This window comes from Streptomyces cyslabdanicus, assembly GCF_052663305.1.
In genome coordinates this window covers 200,056-224,649 of the sequence record NZ_JBQRUW010000002.1, presented here as the reverse complement: position 1 = coordinate 224,649, position 24,594 = coordinate 200,056, and the positions used below count along the sequence as shown (strand labels likewise).

At 74.1% G+C, this 24,594-nt stretch carries 22 protein-coding genes and 1 riboswitch; of the genes, 12 read left to right on the top strand and 10 right to left on the bottom strand.

Features of this window, described 5'->3' with window-relative positions; translation table 11 throughout:
* Positions 1–65: 65 nt before the first annotated feature.
* From ACTYVM_RS01600 to thiO, 3 genes are all read right to left on the bottom strand, one after another.
* Complete coding sequence (locus ACTYVM_RS01600) at positions 66–860, bottom strand: thiazole synthase (protein ID WP_445524152.1); 795 nt, start codon at positions 858–860, stop codon at positions 66–68.
* Between the two features lie 3 nt (positions 861–863).
* The gene (gene thiS / locus ACTYVM_RS01595; RefSeq protein ID WP_400026595.1) at positions 864–1,064 is read right to left on the bottom strand and encodes a sulfur carrier protein ThiS; all 201 of its coding nucleotides are present in this window, start codon (positions 1,062–1,064) and stop codon (positions 864–866) included.
* A gap of 8 nt (positions 1,065–1,072) precedes the next feature.
* Complete coding sequence (gene thiO, locus ACTYVM_RS01590; RefSeq protein ID WP_445524151.1) at positions 1,073–2,239, bottom strand: glycine oxidase ThiO; 1,167 nt, start codon at positions 2,237–2,239, stop codon at positions 1,073–1,075.
* A riboswitch (TPP riboswitch) is annotated at positions 2,237–2,348 on the bottom strand. It overlaps the preceding gene by 3 nt.
* A gap of 121 nt (positions 2,349–2,469) precedes the next feature.
* Here thiO and ACTYVM_RS01585 point away from each other — a divergent pair.
* The 5 genes from ACTYVM_RS01585 (at position 2,470) to ACTYVM_RS01565 (ending at position 7,134) form a co-directional block, all read left to right on the top strand.
* Complete coding sequence (locus ACTYVM_RS01585; protein ID WP_445524150.1) at positions 2,470–3,699, top strand: NAD(P)/FAD-dependent oxidoreductase; 1,230 nt, start codon at positions 2,470–2,472, stop codon at positions 3,697–3,699.
* 66 nt (positions 3,700–3,765) lie between these two features.
* Positions 3,766–4,131, top strand: coding sequence for an Rv2175c family DNA-binding protein (locus ACTYVM_RS01580; RefSeq protein ID WP_445524149.1), 366 nt, complete (start codon positions 3,766–3,768; stop codon positions 4,129–4,131).
* A 187-nt stretch (positions 4,132–4,318) separates the two neighbouring features.
* Positions 4,319–4,984 carry a thiamine phosphate synthase gene (thiE, locus tag ACTYVM_RS01575; protein ID WP_445524148.1) on the top strand — a complete coding sequence of 222 codons (666 nt, stop codon included), beginning with the start codon at positions 4,319–4,321 and terminating at the stop codon, positions 4,982–4,984.
* 201 nt (positions 4,985–5,185) lie between these two features.
* On the top strand, positions 5,186–6,109 hold the full coding sequence (gene metF, locus ACTYVM_RS01570) for a methylenetetrahydrofolate reductase [NAD(P)H] (protein ID WP_445524147.1): 924 nt from the start codon (positions 5,186–5,188) through the stop codon (positions 6,107–6,109).
* Between the two features lie 56 nt (positions 6,110–6,165).
* Positions 6,166–7,134 (top strand): SCO2102 family sporulation regulator, encoded by a 969-nt coding sequence (locus tag ACTYVM_RS01565; RefSeq protein WP_445524146.1) that lies wholly within the window; start codon positions 6,166–6,168, stop codon positions 7,132–7,134.
* Between the two features lie 72 nt (positions 7,135–7,206).
* Here the strand turns inward: ACTYVM_RS01565 and ACTYVM_RS01560 are convergent, their stop codons facing one another.
* The 3 genes from ACTYVM_RS01560 to ACTYVM_RS01550 all read right to left on the bottom strand — a co-directional run bounded on the left by ACTYVM_RS01560 (position 7,207) and on the right by ACTYVM_RS01550 (position 10,287).
* A complete protein-coding gene (locus ACTYVM_RS01560) occupies positions 7,207–8,703 on the bottom strand; it encodes a phytoene desaturase family protein (RefSeq protein WP_445524145.1) in 1,497 nt (498 codons plus the stop codon).
* 88 nt (positions 8,704–8,791) lie between these two features.
* Positions 8,792–9,409, bottom strand: a complete 618-nt coding sequence (locus ACTYVM_RS01555; protein WP_445524144.1) for a DUF4126 domain-containing protein — start codon at positions 9,407–9,409, stop codon at positions 8,792–8,794.
* Between the two features lie 248 nt (positions 9,410–9,657).
* The gene (locus tag ACTYVM_RS01550; protein WP_445524143.1) at positions 9,658–10,287 is read right to left on the bottom strand and encodes a TetR/AcrR family transcriptional regulator; all 630 of its coding nucleotides are present in this window, start codon (positions 10,285–10,287) and stop codon (positions 9,658–9,660) included.
* A 210-nt stretch (positions 10,288–10,497) separates the two neighbouring features.
* Between ACTYVM_RS01550 and ACTYVM_RS01545 the strand changes: the two genes are divergently transcribed.
* The 3 genes from ACTYVM_RS01545 (at position 10,498) to ACTYVM_RS01535 (ending at position 12,799) form a co-directional block, all read left to right on the top strand.
* Positions 10,498–11,103, top strand: coding sequence for an SAV_6107 family HEPN domain-containing protein (locus ACTYVM_RS01545; RefSeq protein ID WP_445524142.1), 606 nt, complete (start codon positions 10,498–10,500; stop codon positions 11,101–11,103).
* A 196-nt stretch (positions 11,104–11,299) separates the two neighbouring features.
* Complete coding sequence (locus ACTYVM_RS01540; protein ID WP_445524141.1) at positions 11,300–12,127, top strand: methyltransferase; 828 nt, start codon at positions 11,300–11,302, stop codon at positions 12,125–12,127.
* Positions 12,128–12,403: 276 nt separating this feature from the next.
* Positions 12,404–12,799 carry an SCO2097 family morphological protein gene (locus ACTYVM_RS01535; protein WP_400025878.1) on the top strand — a complete coding sequence of 132 codons (396 nt, stop codon included), beginning with the start codon at positions 12,404–12,406 and terminating at the stop codon, positions 12,797–12,799.
* 114 nt (positions 12,800–12,913) lie between these two features.
* Here ACTYVM_RS01535 and ACTYVM_RS01530 read toward each other — a convergent pair whose 3' ends face one another.
* The 4 genes from ACTYVM_RS01530 to ACTYVM_RS01515 all read right to left on the bottom strand — a co-directional run bounded on the left by ACTYVM_RS01530 (position 12,914) and on the right by ACTYVM_RS01515 (position 18,711).
* Positions 12,914–15,337 carry a transglutaminase TgpA family protein gene (locus tag ACTYVM_RS01530; protein WP_445524140.1) on the bottom strand — a complete coding sequence of 808 codons (2,424 nt, stop codon included), beginning with the start codon at positions 15,335–15,337 and terminating at the stop codon, positions 12,914–12,916.
* Between the two features lie 106 nt (positions 15,338–15,443).
* Positions 15,444–16,817 carry a DUF58 domain-containing protein gene (locus ACTYVM_RS01525; protein WP_445524139.1) on the bottom strand — a complete coding sequence of 458 codons (1,374 nt, stop codon included), beginning with the start codon at positions 16,815–16,817 and terminating at the stop codon, positions 15,444–15,446.
* On the bottom strand, positions 16,817–17,890 hold the full coding sequence (locus tag ACTYVM_RS01520) for an AAA family ATPase (protein WP_445524138.1): 1,074 nt from the start codon (positions 17,888–17,890) through the stop codon (positions 16,817–16,819). The genes ACTYVM_RS01525 and ACTYVM_RS01520 overlap by 1 nt, the downstream gene beginning before the upstream one ends.
* 272 nt (positions 17,891–18,162) lie before the next feature.
* On the bottom strand, positions 18,163–18,711 hold the full coding sequence (locus tag ACTYVM_RS01515; RefSeq protein WP_445524137.1) for a beta-class carbonic anhydrase: 549 nt from the start codon (positions 18,709–18,711) through the stop codon (positions 18,163–18,165).
* 421 nt (positions 18,712–19,132) lie between these two features.
* Here ACTYVM_RS01515 and rsmH point away from each other — a divergent pair, with 421 nt between their 5' ends.
* From rsmH to ACTYVM_RS01495, 4 genes are all read left to right on the top strand, one after another.
* Positions 19,133–20,089, top strand: coding sequence for a 16S rRNA (cytosine(1402)-N(4))-methyltransferase RsmH (rsmH, locus tag ACTYVM_RS01510; protein ID WP_445524136.1), 957 nt, complete (start codon positions 19,133–19,135; stop codon positions 20,087–20,089).
* A gap of 14 nt (positions 20,090–20,103) precedes the next feature.
* Positions 20,104–20,682 carry a cell division protein FtsL gene (gene ftsL / locus ACTYVM_RS01505; RefSeq protein ID WP_445524135.1) on the top strand — a complete coding sequence of 193 codons (579 nt, stop codon included), beginning with the start codon at positions 20,104–20,106 and terminating at the stop codon, positions 20,680–20,682.
* Positions 20,683–20,926: 244 nt separating this feature from the next.
* A complete protein-coding gene (locus ACTYVM_RS01500) occupies positions 20,927–22,876 on the top strand; it encodes a peptidoglycan D,D-transpeptidase FtsI family protein (protein ID WP_445524134.1) in 1,950 nt (649 codons plus the stop codon).
* Between the two features lie 196 nt (positions 22,877–23,072).
* Positions 23,073–24,593, top strand: coding sequence for a UDP-N-acetylmuramoyl-L-alanyl-D-glutamate--2,6-diaminopimelate ligase (locus tag ACTYVM_RS01495; protein ID WP_445524133.1), 1,521 nt, complete (start codon positions 23,073–23,075; stop codon positions 24,591–24,593).
* Position 24,594: the final 1 nt, after the last annotated feature.

Below are 24,594 nucleotides of genomic sequence, written 5' to 3'. Positions count from 1 at the left end.
GTGTCGCGGCGGGACTGAAGCCGACCTGTGACGCGGTACCCGCACGCCTGCGAGGCGGTGACCGGCTAGAATGCGGGCCGCTCCGGGTCCAGCCCGGCCAGGCCCTCCGCCGGGGACGACGCCCGGGCGAAGTGGCGCTTGGGGATCCGCCCGGCGAGCCGGGCCAGCCGGCCCGCCTCCACGGCGGACCGCATCGCCGCGGCCATCATCACCGGCTCCTGCGCCCGCGTCACCGCCGAGGCGAGCATCACTCCGGCACACCCCAGCTCCATGGCCAGCGCCACGTCCGAGGCCGTACCGGCCCCGGCGTCCAGGATCACCGGCACGCGCGCGTGCTCCACGATCAGCTGGAAGTTGTGCGGGTTGCGGATGCCGAGCCCGGATCCGATGGGCGAGCCCAGGGGCATGATCGCGGCGCAGCCCACCTCCTCCAGTTTCCGCGCCAGCACCGGGTCGTCGTTCGTGTACGGCAGCACCGTGAACCCGTCGTCGACCAGCGTCTCCGCCGCGTCCAGCAGCTCGATCGGGTCCGGCAGCAGCGTGCGCTCGTCGGCGATGACCTCCAGCTTGACGAGGTCCGTGCCCAGCGCCTCCCGTGCCAGCCGGGCGGTGAGCACCGCCTCACCCGCGGTGAAGCAGCCGGCGGTGTTGGGCAGCACCCGGATCCCGAGCGACTCCAGCACCGACAGCACCGAGCCGTGCACGGAGGGGTCCACCCGCCGCATCGCGACCGTGGTCAGCTCCGTGCCGGAGGCGACCAGAGCCCGCTCCAGGACCTCCAGGCTGGGCGCGCCGCCGGTGCCCATGATCAGCCGGGAGGTGAAGGGCGTACCACCGAGGACGAAGGGGTCGTCGGCCATGGCTCAGCCTCCCTGGACGGCGGTCAGCACCTCGACGCGGTCGCCCTCGGCCAGGGCCGTGGCCGACCACCGCGTGCGCGGGACGACGGTCTCGTTGAGGGCGGCGGCCACTCCGGAGGGCGCCGCGGTCAGGGTCCGCACGACGGCGCCGAGGGACGTGCCGGGCGTGATCCGGCGGGGCTCACCGTTGACGGAGATGTTCATGGAGTCGTTCATACGGGCTGCTCCGTGAGTGCCGCGGCGTGAAAGCGCCTGGGGGAGAAGGGCCGGACCTCGTCCGGCAGCTCGCCGGTGGTCAGGACGTGGGCCATGACGTCACCGGTGACCGGCGTGAGCAGCACGCCGTTGCGGTGGTGCCCGGTGGCCAGCAGCAGGCCGTCGAGGCCGGTCGGGCCGAGCAGCGGCGCGTTGTCGGGGGAGCCGGGCCGCAGCCCCGCCCGCGTCTCCGTGAGCGGCAGCTCGGTGATCCCGGGCATCAGCTCGTGCGCGTCGCGCAGCAGCTCGTACACGCCGCCCGCCGTCACCGTCGTGTCCCAGCCCAGCTCCTCACTCGTGGCCCCGACGACCAGCTCGCCGTCGAGCCGCGGCACCAGGTAGACCTGGCTGCCGCGCACCACGGCCCGCACGGTACGGCTCAGGAACGGCGCGTACCGCTTCGGCACCGTCAGCCGCAGCACCTGCCCCTTCACCGGCCGCACCGGCGGCAGCACGTCGTCCGGGACGCCCGCGAGCCGTCCGCTGCGGCTGCCCGCCGCGAGCACCACCCGGTCCGCGGCCGGCGCGGTGCCGTCGCGCAGCACACAGCCCGTGGCCCGGCCGCGGGCCACGGTGAGCCGCTCGGCCCAGCCGCGGTGGAAGACCACGCCCGCCCGCTCACAGGCCGCGACCAGGGCGCGGGCGAGCCTGCGCGGGTCGATCTGGTGGTCGCCGTCCACCCGCAGCCCGCCGCGCACGCCCGGTGCGAGCATCGGCTCGAGGCGACGGCAGTCCCGCCCGGACAGCCACTCGGAGTCCAGTCCCGACCGGCGCTGAAGGTCGTGCAGTTCCCGCAGGTGGGCGCGGTCGTCGGCGTCCAGCGCGACGGCGAGGGTGCCGCACCGGCGGTAGCCGAGGTCATGGCCGGTCAGTTCGGTCAGCTCGGCCGCGAAGTCCGGGTAGCGGCGGGCAGAGGCCAGGTTGAGTCCGAGCAGGGTCTGCTCGCCGTGGTGCAGTTCGGTGACGGCGGCCAGCATCCCGGCGGCCACCTGCGCGGCCCCGCCGCCCGGCTCGGGGTCCACCACCGCCGTGGCGAACCCGCGCTGCGCCGAGCGCCAGGCCGTCACCAGGCCGATGATCCCGCCCCCCACGACGAGGACGTCTGACGTACGTGGCGACGACATGGGCGTCCAGCCCCTCCCTTCGCCGGCATGACCCGGATCAGGTTCGTACGGTCGGAGGCCGCCAGCCTCCCTCTCAGCCCGGTGCGTCCGGGCTCCCGCGAGTGCTTGTACCGGGGCCACCCTAGCCCGCGGAGCGCCGCCCCGGTAAGGGAGCCCCCGCCCCGGCCCGCCCTCCGGCAGGTGCCCGAGGGCCCTGACTGACGGTCCGTCAGGTGGCTTATGGTGATCAGATGAGCGACGAGACGCAGGAACAGGGCGCATCAGGGCCGCGGCGCGTGGTCGTCGCGGGCGCGGGCATGGCCGGCGTGCAGACCGCGGTCGCGCTGCGCGAGCAGGGCTTCACCGGCACCGTGACAGTGATCGGCGCCGAACCCCACCAGCCCTACGACCGGCCGCCGCTGTCCAAGGCCGTCCTGCTCGGCAAGGCCGAGGGCTCGGCCTTCGACATCGACTTCGAGGCGCTCGGTCTCGAACTGCGGCTCGGCTGCGAGGCGCTGGCCGTGCGGCCCGACGCGCATGTGCTGGAGACCTCGGCCGGACCGGTGCCGTACGACGTCCTCGTCCTGGCCACCGGTGCCGAACCGATCCGGCTGCCCGGCACGGAGGGCGTTCCCGGGGTCCACCTGCTGCGCACCCTGGACGACGCCGAACGGCTGCGGCCGGTGCTCACCGAGCAGCACGACGTCGTGGTCGTCGGCGCGGGCTGGATCGGCGCCGAGTTCGCCACCGCCGCGCGCGAGGCGGGCTGCGCCGTGACCGTCGTGGAGGCCGCGGACCGGCCACTCGCGGGCGCGCTGCCCGCGGAGGTGGCCGAGCCGATGACCACCTGGTACGCCGACAGCGGCGCCGAACTGCGCACCGACGCGCGCGTGGAGCGCGTCGAACCCGGCGCGGTGGTGCTCGACGACGGCTCGCGGCTGCCCGCGGGCGCCGTCGTGGTCGGCGTCGGCGCGCGCCCCGCCACGGGCTGGCTGGCCGGCTCCGGCATCGAGCTGGGCCGGCACGGGGACGTCCTGGCCGACGACCACCTGCGCACGTCCGTGCCGGACGTGTACGCGGTCGGCGACTGCGCCTCCTTCCCCTCGGGTCGGTACGGCGAGCGCCTGCTGATCCACCACTGGGACAACGCGCTCCAGGGCCCGCGCACGGTCGCGGCCGACATCATCGGCCTCACCCCCGTGGTCTACGACCCGGTGCCGTACTTCTGGTCCGAGCAGTTCGGGCGCTTCGTGCAGTACGCCGGCCACCACACGTCGGCCGACACCCTCGTCTGGCGCGGCGAGCGCACCGGACCGGCGTGGACGGTCTGCTGGCTCCGCGAAGGCCGGCTCGTCGCCCTGCTGGCCGTCGGCCGGCCGCGCGATCTGGCGCAGGGGCGGCGGCTGATCGAGTCCGGCACGCCCATGGATCCGCGGCTGCTCGCGGACCCGGCGAGGCCCTTGAAGACGGCGACGGCGTGAGGCACGCCGCCCCGGGTGGACGGGTCTGGCTTCCGAGTGTCAGTGGCAGATGGCACGCTTGTTTCCGTGACCGAGATTGACACGAAGATCGACGCTCTCGTCCCCGCGTGGCTCACGCTTCCCGACATCGCCGAACAGCTCGGCGTCGAGGTGACGCGTGTGCGGCAGCTGGTCAAGGAGGGCCAGCTCATCGCCGTACGCCGGGGTGAGAACCGCGCGCTGCACGTCCCCGCCGCCTTCATCGACGGCGACAAGGTCGTCAAGGGCCTGTCCGGCACCCTGACGCTCCTGAGGGACGACGGCTTCACGGACGAAGAGATGATCGAATGGCTGTTCACCCCCGACCCGACCCTGCCCGGCACCCCCGCCCAGGCCCTGAGTGAGAACCGCGGCACAGAGGTGAAGCGCCGCGCCCAGGCCCTCGCCGTCTGACCCGGCCACCCGCCTGCGCACCCGGCCCCGGCCCTCGGCCGGGGCCTCGGCGTTCCCGCGGGCCGGCCGCGCGCGGCGGGTAGGGTCCGTTCGAGTGGTCGGACGATCCACCGAACCGACGAGCCACCGAACCGGCGGACCGTCGAACCGACGAGCCACCGAACCGACGAGCCGGGGGGACCCGCGTATGCCCGAGACCGCTGCCGTAGCCGACGCCCGTGACCGGCTCGGCGACGCGCGCCTGTATCTGTGCACGGACGCCCGGAGACGGCAGGGTGACCTGGCCGGGTTCCTGGACGCGGTGCTGGCGGCGGGTGTCGACGTCGTGCAGTTGCGGGACAAGGGCATGGAGGCCGGGGAGGAGCTGGACCGGCTGGAGGTGTTCGCCGACGCGTGCGCCCGGCACGGGAAGCTGCTCGCGGTCAACGACCGGGCGGACGTCGCCCACGCGGCCGGTGCCGACGTGCTGCACCTGGGGCAGGGGGACCTCCCGGTGCCCGCCGCCCGCGCGATCCTCGGCGACGGCGTCCTGATCGGCCGGTCCACACACGCCGCGGACGAGGCCGCCGCCGCGGCCGTGCAGGACGGCGTGGACTACTTCTGCACCGGACCCTGCTGGCCCACGCCCACCAAGCCCGGCCGTCCCGCCCCCGGCCTGGACCTGGTCCGGTACACCGCCTCGCTCGGCACCGACCGGCCCTGGTTCGCCATCGGAGGCATCGACCTCGGCAACCTGGACCAGGTCCTGGAGGCCGGCGCCCGCCGTGTCGTCGTGGTCCGGGCGATCACCGAGGCCGACGACCCCGGAGCGGCGGCGTCCGAGTTCGCCGCGCGGCTGCGTCGGGCGGGGTAGGGCGCGACACGGTCCGGCACGGCAGCAGGGGCCGGGCAGGCCCGGGCGCGACAGCTGGGCGTCTCATTTTTCGGACAGTCGGTCCGGCCCGGCCCGCTTGTTTTCGGCCCCATTGTCCGAAGGGTGGACAAGAAGTCGACAATTCCGGCAAATTTCCGGGGCTCGGTTGGGAGACCGCCGTGCCCTGGATAGCCTGCCGGTATGGCCCTCGGAACCGCATCCACCAGGACTGATCGCGCGCGCACCGTGCGTGACATCCTCGCCACCGGCAAGAGCACGTACTCCTTCGAGTTCTGGGCGCCGAAGACGGCGAAGGGCGAGCGCAACCTGTGGAACGCGCTGCGCAGGGTCGAGGCCGTCGCTCCCGACTTCGTCTCGGTGACGTACGGCGCCGGCGGCTCCACCCGCGCGGGCACCGTCAGGGCGACCGAGCAGATCGCGTCCGACACCACACTCACCCCGGTGGCGCACCTCACCGCCGTCAACCACTCCGTCGCCGAACTGCGCAACATCATCGGCCAGTACGCGGACGCCGGGATCCGCAACATGCTCGCGGTGCGCGGCGACCCGCCCGGCGACCCGATGGGCGAGTGGGTCCCGCACCCCCGCGGCCTGACGTACGCCGCCGAACTCGTCCGGCTCATCAAGGAGTCGGGCGACTTCTGCGTGGGCGTGGCGGCGTTCCCCGAGATGCATCCCCGCTCCGCCGACTGGGACACCGACGTCGCGCACTTCGTCGACAAGTGCCGCGCGGGCGCCGACTACGCCATCACGCAGATGTTCTTCGATCCGGAGTCGTACCTCCGCCTGCGCGACCGTGTCGCCGCCGCCGGTTGCGCGACACCGGTCATTCCCGAGATCATGCCGGTCACGAGCGTGAAGATGCTCGAGCGGCTGCCCCAACTCAGCAACGCCGCCATCCCGGACGGACTCGAAGAGCGCATCCGCGCGGCGGAGGACGACCCGGCGGCGGTACGCTCCCTTGGGATCGAGTTCGCCACCGAGTTCTGTGGGCGGCTGCTGGCCGAGGGAGTGCCCGGGCTGCACTTCATCACGCTCAACAACTCCACGGCGACGCTGGAAATCTACGAGAACCTGGGTCTGCACCACCGGCCGCGGACCTAGACCGGCCGCACCCGCGTGCGACACACTGCGGAGCGGCCACTGGGAGAGGGGCGTACATGGGCTGGACGGTCCTCTACATCGCGTTCGGCATCGTCGCGCTGTGGCTGCTGGGTGAGGTGCTGCTTCAGTACAAGGCGCGGTTGCGCTGGAGGCTGCTGGCCTTCGGCGGCTTCCTCTGCGTCGTCCTCGGGGTCCTGATCCCGTCCGTCGTCGTGATCGGTCTGGGCGCGGTCGCGTTCGCGATCGGCCAGACCTACGTCACGCTGTCCTTCCGGCGCGGCTTCGCGGAGGGCTGGGCGGTCAACCGCCCCGGCGCCGACGGCGACAAGCCGCGCCGCCGCGGCAGGGGCGAGTACCAGGACCCGGACCTGGAGGTCTCCGACCTCGAGGCGTCCGGCGGCGACACCGGCACCATGGAGGCCCTGCACGGCCACGACGACCCGCCCTACGGCCACGGCCACGGTGACGACGACCAGGACGACGTCTTCGCCCCCGCCCAGCCCGCGGCCGCCGAGGCCGCCGCCGTGTACGAGCCGCAGCCCCTGCCGGACGACACCGGTTCCTACGGCATCTACGGCGACTCGGGCCAGCACGCCACGCACTCGCCCTACCCGGGGTCCGGCCAGACCCAGGACCAGTACGCCGCCGCGGCCCAGGGCGCCGAGCAGGGCCACGCGTACGACTACTCCGGCTACGGGCAGCAGGGTTACGGCTACGACGCCTCCGGCCAGCAGCAGTACGCCGCCTACTCCGACCCGTACGCCCAGTCCTACGGCGGCGGCGCCTACGACACCGGCTACGGCGCCCAGCAGGACTACGGCCAGCAGGGCTACGGCACCCAGGACGCCTACGCCGGCGGCTACGGCGGCGAGACCCCGGCGGGCGGGGTGTGGGTCCCGCAGCAGCGCAGCGACGACTCCTACGGCGGAGAACTCCCGCAGGAGCAGCAGCCCTACCCGTACCAGGGCGACCACCAGGGGCACGCGCAGAACGGCACGGGCTACGACGAGCAGTACCGTTTCTGAACACCGTCGTTTCTGAACACCGTGTTGAACGTCCCACGCAGGGCGTTCAGCACGGTCAGCACGCTCCCCGGCTCACTGGGAGCCGCGGAACTCCGGTCCCTCCACGACCAGCCCGGCCACCAGGGCCCCCGACATCCCGGCGTGCGGCAGCCCGCCCCCGGGGTGCGACCAGCCGCCCACGGTGAACAGTCCGGGAAGTCCCGTGGTGTTCGCCGGGTGCAGCAGACGCCCCTGAGCGGCCGCCAGCGCCGGCGCGGGGACGGCCCCGCCCTCCGCGCCCGTCTCCCGGGCGATGTCGGCCGGGGTGCGCACCTCGTGCCAGAGCAGGCGGTCGCGGAGCCCGGGTATCGCCCGCGAGGCGACGGCGATCATACGGTCGGCCTGCGTCCGCGGATCCGCCGGGACGGACGCCGGGACCGTCGCCGTGAGCGTGACCGCCTCGTGCTCCGGGTCCGGGACCAGCGCCGGATCGTCGGGGCGCGACACCGCGACCGTGGGCCGCTCGGGCAGCCCGGCGGGCGCACCGAACAGCGCGTCGAGTTCGGCCACGCGGTCCTCGGTGTGCACCACGGTCCGGTGGGCCGTCCCCTCGGGACGGGCGCCGCGCAGCGCCAGCAGCACGGTCAGGCGACTGGGCGCCCCCGGCTGCGGCGGCACCTCGCCCTCACCGCGCGGGGCCGCACCACGGACCAGGCCGTCCAGCGTCCGGGGAGGCACACCGGCGACCACGAACTCCGCCTCGGCCGGCGTCCCGTCGGCGAGCTCCACGCCCGCCGCCCGGCCGTCCTTGTCGGCGATCCCGGTGACCTCGGCGCCGAACATGAACTCGACCCGGCGGGCCCGGCACCGCTCGTACACCGCGCGCGCCAGCTCGCGCAGGCCGCCGCGCACGTACCAGGTGCCGAAGGCGTGGTCCAGGTACGGCAGTACGGCCGCGCTCGCCGGGGCGGTCCGCGGATCGAGGCCGTACGCGAGCGCGTGGCTCTCCAGGAGGGCGGCGAGGCGCGGGTCGCGCAGCTCCCAGGCACCGACCTCGGCGAGCGTGCCGGCCCGCCGGGTGCGCAGCAGGCGCTTGTGCGGCACCGCCGGGTAGGGCTCGCGCTCGGCCAGCACCTGCCAGTTGGGCCACAGCGGCTCCTCCAGGAGCGGGCGGCGGGCGCGGTCCCAGGCCTCGCGGGCCCGTACCAGGAAGTCGCCCCAGCGCTGCCCGGCACCCGCGCCGAGGGCCTCCTCCAGCGCGGCGACGACGCCCGCGCGCGAGACGTTCGGCAGGGACACCTCGGTGCCGTCCGCGAAGACGTGTCGCGCGGACGGGTCCACCTGGACCAGCTCGACGCGGTCCTCCAGCGGCTCCTTGCCGGTCTTGACGAACAGATCGCGGTAGACCGCGGGCAGCGGGAGCAGCCCGGGCCCGGTGTCGAAGGCGAAACCGTCCCGCTCGAAACGGCGCAGCGCGCCGCCGTACGTCTCCGTACGCTCGTACACCGTCACCCGGTGGCCCGCGACGGCCAGCCGGGCGGCGGCCGCCATCGCGCCCATCCCGGCGCCGATCACCGCAATCCGTGCCATGTGCGCGACTTTATCGACCGCCCCTGACAATCCCTGCCACGGGGGCGTTGACCAGCGGTTTCCGCGGTGTGCGGGGCCGCGGGCGGGCTCAGCCCGGCGGAGCCCCCGCAGCGGCCGCGCGCCGGCGTCTCTCCTCCCGGCGCTGGGCCCGGCGGCGCAGGAAGCGGCGGATCCGGGAGACCAGGAAGACGACGATCACGGCCCCGGCGAGCAGCAGGACGCCGGCGACGACCGACGCCGCCACCGGGTGGAAGATCGCGAAGGTGACGAGTCCGGCCACGCCGAGGTCCTCGGCCAGGCTCACGACCATGTTGCTCACGGGCTCGGGGGAGGTGTTGACCGCCATCCGCGTCCCGGCCTTCACCAGGTGGCTGGCCAGGGCCGTACCGCCGCCGACCAGGGCCGCCGTGACATCCGACAGCGAGCCGCTCTGCCCCGCGAGCAGTGCGCCCACCCAGGCCCCGGCGACCGGGCGGATCACGGTGTGCGCCGTGTCCCACACCGAGTCCACGTAGGGGATCTTGTCGGCGACCGCCTCCAGCACGAACAGCACGCCCGCGGCGATCAGCACCTCCGGCCGTTGCAGGGCGCCGGGGACGTCGTCGCTCAGTCCGGTCGCGCCGAACACACCGAGCAGCAGCACCACCGCGTACGCGTTGATGCCGCTGGCCCAGCCGCTTGTGAACACCAGGGGGAGTACGGACACGGAGGCGATCGTAGCCAGTGGGCCGTCCGGCGTCCTGGGGCCGGGCACGCAGGGCTGAGTATCCGTACCTAGCGGCCGAGATGAGTACGCGCGCGGATGGCCCGCGCACCGCGTGGAGGGGAGAGTGGGGGCACGGAAGGGGGCACGGCGCCGGCACCGCCGACACGGGGCGGCGGAACGGCGCGGCCCTCGACCGCTCCTGCCGCCGGGAGCGAGGCACGGGGGAACCGGGGGAGGCGGGCGCGGCCTTAGAGGCGCCCGCTGACCCGTCCCTGAAGAAGCCGGGACAGCGCCGCGTGCACGTCGTCCAGGGAGCGCTGGGGCTGGAAGGACTTCCAGTCCAGCGCGGCCACCAGCACCATGCCGACCAGCGCGGCCGCGGTCAGCGGTACGTCGACGTCCTCGCTGAACTCCCCACCCCCCACGCCGTCGCGCAGTACGCCCTCGACGACCGCGACCGCCTCCTGCCGGAGCACCAGGAGCGTGGACTGCCAGGCCCGGTTGGTGCGCCACAGCTCGGCCACGTAGAGCTGGGTGAAGGCCGGGTAGCGGTCGATGAAGACGAGCCCGGCGCGGACCATGGCGTCCAGGGTGTCGACCCGGCTGCCGCCCTCCCGCGCCGTCCGCTCGGCCGCCTCACGCAGGGAGGCGGTGAGCAGTCCCACGCCGTGCCGCAGCAGCTCCTCGAAGAGGACGGACTTGCTGGCGAAGTTGTAGTAGACCGTGCCCTTGGCGACCCCCGCCCGTTCGGCGATCTCGTCCACCGTGGTGGCGGAGAACCCCTGCTCGGCGATGAGGACGACGGCCGCCTCGAAGAGCTTCTGCCGGGTGGCCTCGCGGCGGGTACCGCCGCCCGGCGTGGCGCTGCTGCGTTCCATGGCCCTGATTGTCACAGGTGCGCACCCTGCCAAGGGCGCGGAAGGGAGGCCGGCGGCGCGGTGGCGGGAGCCTCACCGCGTGCCGGGGGCCCCGCGCCACCGAACGTACGGGCGAAGCGAAATCCCAGGTCGGAACGGATTGTCAGTGCCCTACCTCACGATGGGCACATACGGCACCCGTGCCGTCACCCAGACGACAGGAGGTTCGTCATGGCCCACTCGTCCGCAGCCGCCGCTCGTCGGCCCCGCGCCGCCGGCCCTGCCCCCTCACTGACCGGCCCGGCGAGCGACGTGCACCCCGTCCCGCGCCGCGCCTCGGCCCCGCCCGCCGCCCTCGGCCTGCTCGCCCAGGCCCGCGCGGGCCTGGAAGAGGCCACCACCCTCCGCACTCCGAACGAGCGCTACGCGACGGCCCACCTCGCCGCGCTGCGCACCGCCGCCGCCGTGCTCGCCGCGCGGGGGCGCCCGGATCCCACCCCGCACCGGCGGGCCCGCATCAGGAGCGCCTGGGAAGTGCTCCCCGAGATGGCGCCCGAACTCGCCGAGTGGAGCGCGCTGTTCGCCGCGGGCGCCGCGCGCCGTGCCCGCGCCGAGGCCGGCATCCGGGGCGCGGCCGGCCCACGCGACGCCGACGACCTGATACGGGACGTGGCGACGTTCATCCGCCTGGTCGAACGCATGCTCCTCCTCCAGCCGATCCCCTCCCAGCCCCGCCTCGACACCGACCCCCCGACCGTCCCGGACGAATCGCCCGTACCGCCGCCCCCCTCCCGTCCCGAACGCACCCCCCACCACACCCTCCCGGACGCGAGCTGACACACGGCAGTCCCCCGTACGGCCGCCACCGCCCCGACGACGGTCGTGGCGGTGGAGCCGAGGGGCAGGTCGGGGGGTGGAGGCAATAGGGTGGAGGGCGCCTGAAGCCCTTCCCGAACCCGCGTGCCGGGCGGGGAGGAGCAGCCCGATCGCTCCGCCGTGCAAGAGGCGGTGCCGCGCCGAGGAGTCAACTGCCGTGTCGGACCCGATGCGCCCGCCCGCCTCCCCCCACCAGCCCGAATCGGCGCCGCTGCGCTCCGACCCCTCCCGCCCGCGCGCCTCCCTCCGTACCGCCGTGGTCTGGGAGGTCCTGCACGACGCCCTCGACCACCGGGTCAAGGCCACGGGCCGGGAGTGCCTGGACGTCCTCGACACCGGCGGGGGCAGCGGCAACTTCGCCGTGCCCGTCGCCCGGCTCGGCCACCGGGTCACCGTCGTCGACCCCAGCCCCAACGCGCTGTTCGCGCTGGAGCGCCGCGCCGCCGAGGCCGGCGTGGCCGACCGGGTGCGGGGCGTGCAGGGCGACGCCCGCGGACTCTTCGACGTGGTCGAGCGCGGCGCCTACGACGCCGTGCTGTGCCACGGCGTCCTGGAGTACGTCGACGACCCCGCCGAGGGCGTGCGCAACGCGGTGGCCGCCCTGCGCTGCGAGGGCGTCCTGAGCGTGCTCGCCGCCGGTCTCGGCGGCGCCGTGCTCGCGCGCGCCCTGGCCGGGCACTTCAAGGAGGCCCGGCAGGCGCTCGACGACCCCGAGGGGCGCTGGGGCGAGGGCGACCCGGTGCCGCGCCGCTTCACCGCCGAACAGCTCACCGCGCTCGTCGAGGGCGCGGGGCTGCGGATCGGCGCCGTGCACGGGGTGCGGATCTTCGCCGACCTGGTGCCCGGCGTGCTCGTGGACACCGAGCCCGGAGCGCTGGACGCCCTGCTGAAGCTGGAGGCGGCGGCGGCCGAGCGGCCCGCGTTCCACTCCGTGGCCACGCAACTCCACGTACTCGGTGAGAGCAGGGGCGCGGCAGAGGCCTGAGCCGCCCCACGGGGCGGGCCGCCGACCGGGCCTTCGGCGGGGCATGCAGTCCGCCACAGGCCGCCCGGACGCGGGCTTCCCGCCGTATGATCGAGGGAGACCGTCCGGCATGACGGCCCGCCCGCCGGGGAATGGAAGCCTCAGCGGACCGGGACGACATGGCGGATTCCGGTTGGCCAATTGGCGCAGAGGGGCGGGTTTCACGGGGGCGATTCCCTGCCTATCCTTAAGGGACCCCCCGAGTCGCCCCGGCGACTGCACGATGAGGAGGACTCCGTGCCGCTCTCGGAGCACGAGCAGCGCATGCTCGAGCAGATGGAGCGAGCGCTGTACGCCGAAGATCCCAAGTTCGCGTCGGCGCTCGAGGGAAGCGGACTGCGTACGTACACCCGACGGCGGGTCTACCAGGCGGTCGTGGGCTTCCTCGTAGGTATCGCGCTCCTCATGGCAGGAATGGTCGTCCAGAAGCTCATCTGGGTCAGTGTGGTGGGTTTCCTTGTCATGCTGGGCTGCGCCGTACTGGTCGTGACCGGCTGGCGCAAGGCTCCCAAGCCGGGAGAGCAGGCCGCAGGCGGCCCGCAGGCCCGCCGCCAGGCCCGTACGAAGCGTTCCATGATGGACCGCATCGAACAGCGCTGGCAGCGCCGCCGCGACGAGCAGGGTGGCCGCTAGCCGAACACCCGCGGTCCTGCATGAGCAGTCCTGCACGAGGGGGTGGCCACCGATGGTGGCCACCCCCTCACGCATGTCCGGAAGCCGGGACGGGCGCCGGCTCCGCGGGGCCCGTCAGCCGGAAGCCTCGGCCTCGTCCCCCGAGCCCCGCTGCCCCGACCGCCCGCGCAGCGCCGTCCGGACGGCGGCGACGCGGGCGCCGGCACGGGACCTGAGCGCGTTCCACCGGGCCGACGCCGCCCAGACCACGCGCACGGTCGAGCGTGGGGCCAGCGCGGCCCGCAGCCTGGTGCGGCGGGACGCCGTGCCCCGCAGACCGGCGGCGACCCGGCGGACGTCCTCGGCGAGCCCCGCGACCGGACGCGGACGCGGCGCGTAGAGGACCTGCTCCACCGCGTCCGCCAGCCGGTGCGCCGAGGCGGCGGCCACCTCGTCGAGACGCCCGAGGCGGATGATCCGGACCGCCGCCTTGCGCGGAGTCTGCGACTCGTCCGGCGGGATCCCGAAGTCCCAGGCGGTGTCGCCCAGTTCCTGCCAGACCGTCAGGATGTGCGGCACGGCGTCCGCCTCGCCGCGGCCGTGCGCGCCCAGCCGTACGGCGCGCATCCGCCGTCGCCACAGCATCGGCGTCAGCGGCAGGGCGGCGACCAGCAGGCCGCCCAGCGTCCACCCCACAACGGCGTACCAGTGGGGACCGCCGCCGCCCTCGGCCGGCAGGGCCTGCTCGGTCGGGGCTCCGCACTCCTGGAGCCGCCGCATCTCCGGCGGGCAGCTCTGGTTCACCGACGAGGCGGCGGAAGGCACCGTGCTCGCCTCCTGCGAGGGCGACGACTGCTCCGGCAGGCCGGTGCTCGGTGTGTCCTGCCGGGTGTACGACGGCACCGTGCCGCGGGTCGGGGTCGGCTCGAAGCGGGTCCAGCCGACGCCCTCGAAGTACAGCTCGGGCCAGGCGTGCGCGTCCTTCAGCCCCACCGCCACGGTGCCGTCGGGCTGCGTGGTGCCGGGCGCGAAGCCCACCGCCACCCGGGCCGGTATGCCCAGCGTGCGGGCCATGGCGGCCATCGCGAAGGAGAAGTGCACGCAGAAGCCGCGCTTGTCCTTCAGGAACCGAGAGATGGCCCGCGGTCCGCTGCCCGCCTCGACCCGGGTGTCGTACTGGAAGCCGCCGTCGAGGGCGAACCAGTCCTGGAGCTCGACCGCCTGGTCGTAGGGGCTCGCGGCGCCCTCGGTGACCCGGCGGGCGGTGCTCGCGACGTCCGCCGGCAGCGACTTGGGCACCTTGGTGTACTCGCGCCTCAGCGCCGCCGGGGGCTTCGGCGCCGTCGCGAGCTGCTCGGCGGTCGGCCGCACCTGAAGGCTCCTCACCTCGTAGGTCAGCCCGCGCGTGGTCTGCTTGTGGTCGCCGACGAGGGTCATGCCCACGGGCTCGTAGCGCCAACTGCCCTTGACCCGCACGGCGCTCGGCGGGTACGGCATCGGCAGCCAGTCCTGCGCGTACGAGTCCGCCGCCGAGATCGTCGTGGTGACCTCCCTGCGCTTGACGCCGCCGTCCAGGCCCAGGGGCGCGGGCAGCGGGTCGGGCACGTTCACGATGTGCCGCTGGGACGGCTTCCAGGTGGTGCCGTCGAAGTCGTCCAGGGACACGATCCGCAGGTACAGGTCGGAGGCGTCGGAGGTGTCCGTGCGCAGGGTGATGACCGTGCGGTCCTCGTCGACGTTCAGGCTGTCGCGCAGCGACACCAGCGGGTTCACCGCGGAGATCGTGCCGCCGTCGCCGCTGCCCTGGCCGACTCCGGTCCCGGCGGCGCCCAGCAGCCCGCCCTGCATCGCCGGCAGGGCGAGCGGCGCCACCAGGGCGATGCCGAGGGCGAGAGCGCCGATTCGGCGCCCGGTGCGCGCCGGTGCGGTCGCGCCGCCCGTCTCGACGTCGCCCGCGCGCGGTGCCCCGGCGAACACCCGTCCCCACTGCGAGAGTCGGTCCCGGCCCTCGGCCAGCAGCAGGACCAGGTAGCCGGCGGCCGCGACCAGGAACCACCACCAGCCGGTGCCGTCGTCGGACAGGCCGGCGGCCACGGAGTACACGGCGAGCAGCGGCAGGCCCGCGGGGGCCGCGCTGCGGAAGGTCACCGCGAGCGTGTCCACGATCAGCCCGACCACCAGGACGCCGCCGACGAGCATCAGCCGGATGCCGTCGGTCTGCGGCGCCGGGATGGCGTACCGCCCGACGTCGTCCGCGCCCTCCCGCAGTAGTTCGGCCAGGTGCAGGAAGGCCTGCGGGCCCGGGATCAGCCCGGCGAAGGCCTGCTGCCGGGCGAAGACCAGGGTCAGCATCATCAGTGTGGCCAGGGCCTGCGCCGCCACGGTCAGCGGCCGTGCCAGCGGCACCCGCCGGGCCACCGCGCCGACCGCCGACTGCACCGCCAGCATCAGGACGGCCTGGACGATCCATGTGGCGGGCGAGACCAGCGGCAGCAGCGCGCACGACGCCATCAGCGTCGCCGCCGCCGCACACAGCGCCAAGCGCGTCCGCCCGCTCATACCCGCCCCTCCCCGGCGCCGATGCCGCCCATAGGCGCGTCCCGCCGGTCCCGGCGCCGGTCCTGGGCCGCCCCGCCCGTCACCGTGCTCATGCCCGTCACCGCGCTCATGCCCATCCCCCGCCCAGGCCCGTCCCGCCGGCCGCGCCCGCGCCGGTGCGCTCCTGGTCCGCCCGGCGCCACAGGTCGTCCAGGACCGTGCCCGCGGGCACGGGTACGGCCGTCCAGCCCGCGTCGCGCAGCAGCCGGAGGCGGTCGTCGGCCTCGGACGCGGGCCCGGGCGTGTCGCCCGGCTCCCGGACCCAGGTGCCGCTGTCCAGCACGAAGGCGACCGCGCCGCCGCTGCGCTGCCGCATCCTGGCGGCGATCGCGACCTGCGTCTCGTCGAGGTCGCCGAGGAAGGCCACCAGCAGTCCCTCGTTGCCGCCGCGCAGCACGTCGTAGGCGCGGGACAGGCCCGCCCCGTCGGAGTGGTCGATCACGGCCAGGGTGTCCATCATCAGTCCGGCCGCGTCCGCCGACTCCTGGCTGGCGCCCGCGAACCCGTCGCCGCCCTCGCCGGGCACGGCGTTGCCGGTGTCGGTCAGGAGCCGGACCGAGAAGCCCCGTTCCAGCATGTGCACCAGGACCGACGCGGCACCGGACACGGCCCACTCGAAGGCCGAGTCGGGTCCCGCGCCCCGGTAGGCGAGCGCCCGGGTGTCGAGGAGCACCGTGCAGCGGGCGCGCTGCGGCTGTTCCTCGCGGCGCACCATCAGCTCGCCGTAGCGCGCGGTGGACCGCCAGTGCACGCGGCGCAGGTCGTCGCCGTAGCGGTAGCCGCGCGGGATGACGTCGTCCTCGCCGGCCAGCGCCAGCGAGCGCTGCCGCCCGTCGCCGTACCCCTTGGCCTCGCCGCTCAGGCGTACCGGCGACAGCGGCTCCACCCGCGGGATCACGGTCAGCGTGTCGTGGGCCGAGAAGGAGCGGGTCAGCTCGCACATCCCGAAGGGGTCGGTCAGCCGCAGTTGCAGCGGGCCCAGCGGATACCGTCCGCGCAGGTCGGACCGGACCCGGTAGGACACCTCGCGGCGGCCGCCCGGCTCGACCCGGTCGAGCACGAACCGGGGCCGCGGTCCGAGCACGTACGGCACCCGGTCCTGGAGCATCAGCAGGCCGGTGGGCAGCCGCGAGACGTTGTCCATCCGCAGGTGCACCCGGGCCTCACTGCCCGCGGGCACGCGCGCGGGGGAGAGCCGGCGGCTGCCGGCGACCCGGTAGCGCGTGCGGAAGACCACCGTGGCGCACACCAGCGGCAGTGCCGCCAGCAGCAGCCCGACCCGCAGGAGGTCGCTCTGGCCGAGGACGTAGGCGCAGACGGCGGCGGCGATTCCGGCGGCCAGGAACGAACGCCCGCGGGTGGTCAGACCGGCCAGCGCGGTGCGGACGCCGCCCCGCTGTCCGCGGTCGTCCTCCGCGTGCGCCGTTCCCGCGTCCGTCATCACAGGCTCCGCGGCGGATGCTGGTCGTACGCCGGCGCGCCCCGGCCCAGGCCGAAGCCGCCGGAGTGCTGGGGCGACGCGGGCACCGGGGTGCGCTGGACGATCTCCTCGACGACCTGCTCGGCGGTGCGGCGGTTGAGCTGGGCCTGGGCGGTGGGCAGCAGCCGGTGGGCCAGGACGGCCACGGCCAGCGCCTGCACGTCGTCGGGCAGCGCGTACTCCCGGCCGCTCAGTGCGGCGGACGCCTTCGCCGCGCGCAGCAGGTGCAGCGTCGCGCGCGGCGAGGCGCCGAGTCTGAGGTCGGGGTGGGTGCGGGTGGCGGAGACCAGGTCCACCGCGTACCGCCGCACCGTCTCGGCGACGTGCACCCCGCGCACGGCCTCGATCAGCTTCACGATCTCGTGCGCGTGCGCCACCGGCTGGAGGTCGTCCAGCGGGCTCACCCCGCCGTGCACGTCCAGCATCTGCAGCTCGGCGTCCGGGCTCGGGTACCCGATGGACACCCGGGCCATGAAGCGGTCGCGCTGAGCCTCGGGCAGCGGATAGGTGCCCTCCATCTCGACCGGGTTCTGCGTGGCCACCACCATGAACGGCGAGGGCAGTTCGTAGGTCTGCCCGTCGATGGTGACCTGCCGCTCCTCCAGGGACTCCAGCAACGCGGACTGGGTCTTGGGCGAGGCCCGGTTGATCTCGTCGCCGATCACGATCTGCGCGAAGATGGCGCCCGGCTTGAACTCGAAGTCCCGGCGCTGCTGGTCCCAGATGGACACGCCGGTGATGTCCGACGGCAGCAGGTCGGGCGTGAACTGGATGCGCCGCACCGAGCAGTCGATGGACCGCGCCAGCGCCTTGGCGAGCATCGTCTTGCCCACCCCGGGAACGTCCTCGATCAGAAGATGTCCCTCGGCGAGCAGCACGGTCAGCGAGAGCCGTACCACCTCGGGCTTGCCCTCGATCACTTCCTCCACCGAACGGTGGACCCGCTCCACGGTGGCGGCGAGATCGGCCCCCACTCTCGGCTCCGTTCGAGCGGGGGCACCCCCATGGCTCGCTCGATCGTCATAGGTCGTCACCCGGCGGCCCTCCTCGGCCCTCCCCCACGCTCGACGGCGAGCGGGGGATTCCCCAACTTTCCCGGGCCGACGCTCTGCTGTGCGGACCGGCCCACCCCGAATCAGGCACCACGCGCGCAACGTTCCGCGTGAGGCCACTCCCGCATTCTTGCCGCCGTTACCGATTCGTGTCACTCGCCTGTGGACAACTGGCTGCGATATGTCGGGGCTTGCGGCTTTCGCTGGTGACGGCGGCGTGCCGCGCACCGGACTCCCGGCGCGCGGCGGGCGGTTCAGGCGGGGTCGATCTCGCGCAGCGCGCCCGTCCTGACGTCGAAGACGAAACCGCGCACGTCGTCGGTGTGCAGCAGGAAGGGCGAGGTGCGTACGCGCTGCATCGACTGCCGCACGTCCTGGTCCACGTCCCGGAAGGCCTCCACGGCCCAGGCCGGACGCTGCCCGACCTCCATCTCCAGTTCGTGCCGGAACTCCTCGGTGATGGACTCCAGGCCGCAGTTGGTGTGGTGGATCAGCACGATGCTGCGGGTGCCCAGGGCTCGCTGGCTGATGGTGAGCGAGCGGATGACGTCGTCGGTGACCACGCCGCCCGCGTTGCGGATGGTGTGGCAGTCGCCGAGTTCCAGGCCGAGCGCGGCGTGCAGGTCGAGACGGGCGTCCATGCACGCCACGACCGCGACCTTCAGCACGGGCCGGGCATCCATCCCCGGGTCGCTGAACGCCGCGGCGTAGCGTTCGTTGGCCTCCGTGAGACGGTCGGTGACGGTGCCGCTACGGTTTATGGCGTCCTCGGACCCGGCGGGGACTGATGCAGATGTCGTCATAGTCATGACGTTAGTGGGCGTCCGGGCCCGGGTCCTGTCGTGAGACGGTACAAAGAACGTCGTCATGGCTTGTTGTGAGCGCCCCCGCACACAGGGCGAACCTGCACCCGTACGAGTGAATTCTCACCCCGCCGTGCCGCCGGTGCTCCCTCGGGCGACGCGCAGGCCGGTTGATTGACCGTGGGACGGGGTGCACTAAAGTGACGCGAAGCGGGAGGCGCGGCCCTCCCTGCTGGACTGCATTTCCCACAGGCCCCGGCCCACGTGCCGGCGGTCTCCCCACGTGCGCGGCGCGTACGTACGGCTCGGCCTCCTCCCGCTTCCGGTCGGCTGACGCTTCCGGCGCCGGCAGGCCCTTTGCCCTCCTGAGCGGTCGGGGACCCGGCGGTGCGTGCGGGACGCGCCGGACTGAGAGGGCTCCTTGAGCGACAGCCGACACGTCCCCGTGATGCTCCAGCGGTGCCTGGACCTGCTGGCGCCCGCCCTGGAGCGGCCGGGAGCGGTGGTCGTCGACTGCACCCTCGGCCTCGGCGGGCACAGTGAGGCGCTGCTCACCCGCTTCCCCGAGGCGCGGCTGGTGGCCCTCGACCGCGACAAGGAGGCCCTGCGGCTTTCCGGCCGGCGGCTGGCCCCCTTCGGTGACCGGGCCACCCTGGTGCACGCCGTCTACGACGAGCTGCCCGACGTGCTCGACCGGCTGGGCCTCCCGCGCGTGCGGGGCGTCCTGTTCGACCTCGGTGTGTCCTCGATGCAGCTCGACGAGGCCGACCGCGGCTTCGCCTACGCCCAGGACGCCCCTTTGGACATGCGGATGGACCAGAGCACCGGGATCGGCGCCGCCGAGGTCCTCAACACCTACCCGCCCGGCGAGCTGGTCCGCATCCTGCGGGCGTACGGCGAGGAGAAGCAGGCCAAGCGGATCGTGGCCGCCGTCGTGCGCGAGCGCGAGAAGGAGCCGTTCACCAACAGCGCCCGGCTGGTGGAGCTGATCCGCGACGCGCTGCCGCAGGCCGCCAAGCGCACCGGCGGCAACCCCGCCAAGCGCACCTTCCAGGCGCTGCGGATCGAGGTCAACGGCGAGCTGGCCGTGCTGGAGCGGGCGATCCCGGCCGCGGTGAAGGCGCTGGAGGTCGGCGGGCGGATCGCCGTGCTCTCGTACCACTCCCTCGAGGACCGGCTGGTCAAGCAGGTGTTCGCGGCCGGTGCCACGTCGACTGCGCCCCCCGGGCTCCCGGTCGTGCCCGAGCGCTATCAGCCCCGGCTCAAGCTGCTCACCCGCGGTGCCGAACTTCCCACCGAGGAGGAGATCGCCGAGAACCGGCGGGCGGCGCCGGCCCGGCTGCGCGGCGCCGAGCGGGTCAGGGAGGACGTCGAGTGAGGCAGGGGGGAGCAGTGAGCAGTAAACCCGAACTGAAGGGCCGCGCCGCCCGGCTCGCCCGGCTCTTCCCGGCCGGTCGCGGCCAGGCCGCCCGCACCCCCTTCGTCCTCCTCGTCGTGCTCCTGCTCGGCGGTGGCCTCATCGGGCTGCTGATGCTGAACTCCGCCCTCAGCGAAGGGGCGTTCCAGCGGGAGGGGCTCCAGAAGGACGCCAAGAACCTCACCGACGAGGAGCAGGCCCTCCAGCGGGACATCGACTCCTACTCCGCCCCGGACGCCCTCCAGCTCCGCGCCCGCCGGCTGGGCATGGTGCCCGGCGGCGACCCGGCCTTCCTGGGCGCCGACGGAACCGTCAAGGGCGTCCCCTCGGCCGCTCCCACGCCGCCCCCCGCGGACAAGACGCCGCTGTCGCTCCTGCCGCCCGAGGCGCTCACCTCCTCCCCGTCCGCCACCGACGGCAGCGTCGCGGCGACCGCGAACCTGACGCCGCCGTCCGCCCAGGGCTCCGCCCCGGCCCCGCAGAGCACCGCACCCACCGCTCCGGCCCTCCCGACCGCGCCCTCGCCCGCCCCGACCGCGACTCCCGGCAGGTGACGGCCGTGCCCGACAGGAAACCGCCACGCCACCCGGCGCCTGCCGGACCGCGGACGCGGGTGTGCCCGGCTGCGGCGGCTGTTTCCTGGTTCGGTCCGGCCTCGGCCGGCGGCGGGGAATCGTCGCGCCGCCCGGTGCCCGCAGGGCCGCGGGCTCGGGTGTGTTTGGCTTCCGGGGGTGTGGTGTCGGCTGTCGCGGCCGCGCCCCGGTCCGCTTCGACCTCGACTTTCGGCAGGTGACGGAAGTGTCCGACAGGGAACCGCCGCGTCGCCGGGTGCCCGGACCCGCCAGGCCGGCCCGTCCGGCCGCCCGGCAGCGCCCCGGCCCCGGTGCCCGGCCGGCCCGCCGCCCGGCGCCGGCCCGCCCCCGGTCCGCGCGCATCCGGCTCGGCAGCCCCCGCCCGCGGCTGCGTCTGGTCGCTCTCGCGCTGACCCTGGTGCTGCTCGTCTTCGCCGTACGGCTGCTGCAGGTGCAGGCCGTCGACGCGAGCGCGTACGCCGCCAAGGCCGAGGAGAACCGGTACGTGGTGCACACCCTGGCCGCCGAGCGGGGCCGCATCACCGACCGCAACGGCGTCGACCTGGCGACCAGCGTGGACGCCGACGACATCACCGCCGACCCCACCATGTTCGGCCGCGACCAGCTGGGCGTCGGCGACGGCCCCGAGCAGGCGGCCGCGCTGCTCGCCCCGATCCTCGGCCAGGACCAGGAGGCCCTCACCACCAAGCTCCGCACGCCGAACACCCGCTACGTCCTGCTCGCCCGCCGCGAGACCCCGCAGGTCTGGAAGCAGATCAAGGACCTGAAGACGGCCCTGGCGAAGAAGGCCCAGAGCGACGGGACCACCGTCAACGTGCTCGCCGGCGTCTTCTCCGACCCCAGCAGCAAGCGGGTCTACCCCAACGGCGACCTCGCCGCCGGGATACTGGGCTGGGTCAACGCCGACGGCAAGGGCGGCGGCGGCATCGAGCAGCAGCTGAACGAGCAGCTGGCCGGCAAGCCCGGCAAGATCCGCTACGCCCAGTCCGGCGGCCGCGAGGTGCCCACCGCCGGCTCCACCGAGACCCGCGCGGTGCCCGGCTCCGACACCGAGCTCACCATCGACCGCGACATCCAGTGGGCCGCCCAGAAGGCCATCACCGAGCAGGTGGCGAAGTCCGGGGCGGACCGCGGCTACGTCATCGTGCAGGACACCCGGACCGGCGAGATCCTCGCCCTGGCCAACTCCCCGGGCTTCGACCCGGGCGACCTCTACCACGCCGACCCGGCCGCACTCGGCAACGCCGCCGTCCAGGACGCCTACGAGCCCGGCTCCACCGCCAAGGTCATGTCCATGGCCGCCGTACTGGAGGAGAACGCGGCGACACCGCTCACCCACGTCGTCGTACCCAACCGGCTGCACCGCGGCGACCGCCTCTTCCAGGACGACGTCGACCACGACACCTGGTACCTCACACTGAACGGTGTGCTCGCCAAGTCCAGCAACATCGGCACCATCCTGGCCACCGGCCAGCTCGGCGGGACCCAGCCGGAGGCCAACAAGGTCCTCTACTCCTACCTGCGCAAGTTCGGCATCGGCGAGCCGACCGGACTCGACCTGCCCGGCGAGACCAGGGGCATCCTGGCCCCGCCGGACAAGTGGTCCACCTCGCAGCAGTACACGATCCCTTTCGGCCAGGGCTTCTCCATCAACGCCGTACAGGCGGCCTCCGTCTACTCGACGATCGCCAACGGCGGGGTGCGCGTCGAGCCGACGCTGGTGCGCGGGACCAAGGGGGCCGACGGCCGCTTCACACCGGCCGCCGAGCCGGAGAGGACACGGGTCGTGAGCGCGAAGACGGCGAAGGTGCTCGCGCAGATGCTGGAGTCCGTGGTCGACGACGAGCAGGGCACCGGCGTCAAGGCGCGCATCCCCGGCTACCGGGTGGCGGGCAAGACCGGCACGGCCAACCGCGTGGATCCGGCCACCGGCCGCTACCACGGCTACACCTCCTCCTTCGCCGGGTTCGCCCCCGCCGACAACCCCCGCGTCACCGTCTACTGCGCGATCCAGAACGCCACCGAGGGCAGCTACTACGGCGGCCAGATCTGCGGCCCGATCTACAAGCAGGTCATGGAGTTCGCGCTGAAGACGCTCCAGGTGCCGCCGACCGGTGCGCAGCCCGCGAACCTGCCCGTCGACTTCAAGCCGTGACCGGACCAGAACGACCAGGAACCAGCCCGTGACAACGATCACTCCCGGCCCCGGGAACCGCCCGTCGCCCCGGCCCACGTCCACGCCGGACGGCGCAGCGCGCGGTCCCCTTTTTAGCCCCGCAGCGGGTACGCCCGGTACGCTCACCGCCGTGCCACACGCTGATCAGTCCCCAACCACCCAGAAGGGCGCTTCCGTGACATATCCGGGACCGCCGCGACCGGTTCAGGTCTCCGCCACACCTCTCGCGGAGCTCGCCGATCAGCTGGGGATCACCGCTCCGGACGGCGCCGCCGAGGTCACGGGCATCACCCACGACTCGCGCGCCGTGCGCCCCGGCGACCTGTACGCGGCCCTGCCCGGCGCCCGCACGCACGGTGCCGACTTCGTCACCCAGGCGGCGAGCCTGGGCGCGGCCGCCGTGCTGACCGACCCGGCCGGCGCCGAGCGTGCCGCCGCCACCGGCCTGCCGGTCCTGGCCGTTCAGGACCCGCGCGGGCGGATGGGCGAGCTGGCGGCGGCGATCTACGGCCGCCCCGGCCGGGACCTGCTCCAGATCGGCATCACCGGCACCTCCGGCAAGACCACCACCGCCTACCTGGTCGAGGGCGGCCTGAAGACCGCGAAGTCCACCGGGCTGATCGGCACCGTCGAGATGCGCATCGGCGAGGAGCGCATCAGGTCCGAGCGCACCACCCCCGAGGCCACCGACCTCCAGGCCCTGTTCGCGGTCATGCGCGAGCGCGGGGTCGAGGCGGTCGCCATGGAGGTCTCCAGCCACGCCCTGGTGCTCGGCCGCGTCGACGGCTGCGTCTTCGACATCGGTGTCTTCACCAACCTCAGCCCGGAGCACATGGAGTTCCACTCCGGCATGGAGGACTACTTCCAGGCCAAGGCGCGGCTCTTCACGCCCGCCCGCAGCCGGCTCGGCGTGATCAACTACGACGACGAGTACGGGCGCCGCCTCGCCAAGGAGGCCACGGTCCCGGTCGTCACCTTCTCCGCCGAGGGCCACCCCGACGCCGACTGGCGCGCCGAGGACGTCCAGGTCGGGCCGGTCGACTCCACCTTCACCGTGGTCGGCCCCGAGGGTCGGCGGATCGCCGCCAGATCGCCGCTGCCGGGCCCGTTCAACGTGGCCAACACCCTGGCCGCCGTGGTCGCCCTGGCCGCCGCGGGCCTCGACGCGCAGGCCGCCGCCGACGGCATCGCCGCCGTTCCGGGCGTACCGGGCCGGCTGGAGCGCGTCGACGTCGGTCAGCCGTACCTCGCGGTCGTCGACTACGCGCACAAGACGGACGCCGTGGAGTCGGTCCTCAAGGCGCTGCGCAAGGTCACCAAGGGACGGCTGCACATCGTGCTCGGCTGCGGCGGGGACCGCGACCGGTCCAAACGCGCGCCCATGGGCGCCGCCGCGGCCCGGCTCGCCGACATCGCCGTGCTGACCTCGGACAACCCCCGCTCCGAGGATCCGCTGGCGATCCTCGCCGCCATGCTCGAGGGCGCGGCCTCGGTGCCCGCGCACGAGCGCGGCGAGGTCCTCCTCTTCGAGGACCGGGCCGCGGCGATCGCCGCCGCGGTCGACCGCGCGCAGCCCGGGGACGCCGTGCTGGTCGCGGGCAAGGGCCATGAGCAGGGCCAGGACATCGCCGGAGTGGTCCGTCCCTTCGACGACCGCCAGGTGCTTCGCGAAGCTATCCAGAAGACCCAGGGATGAA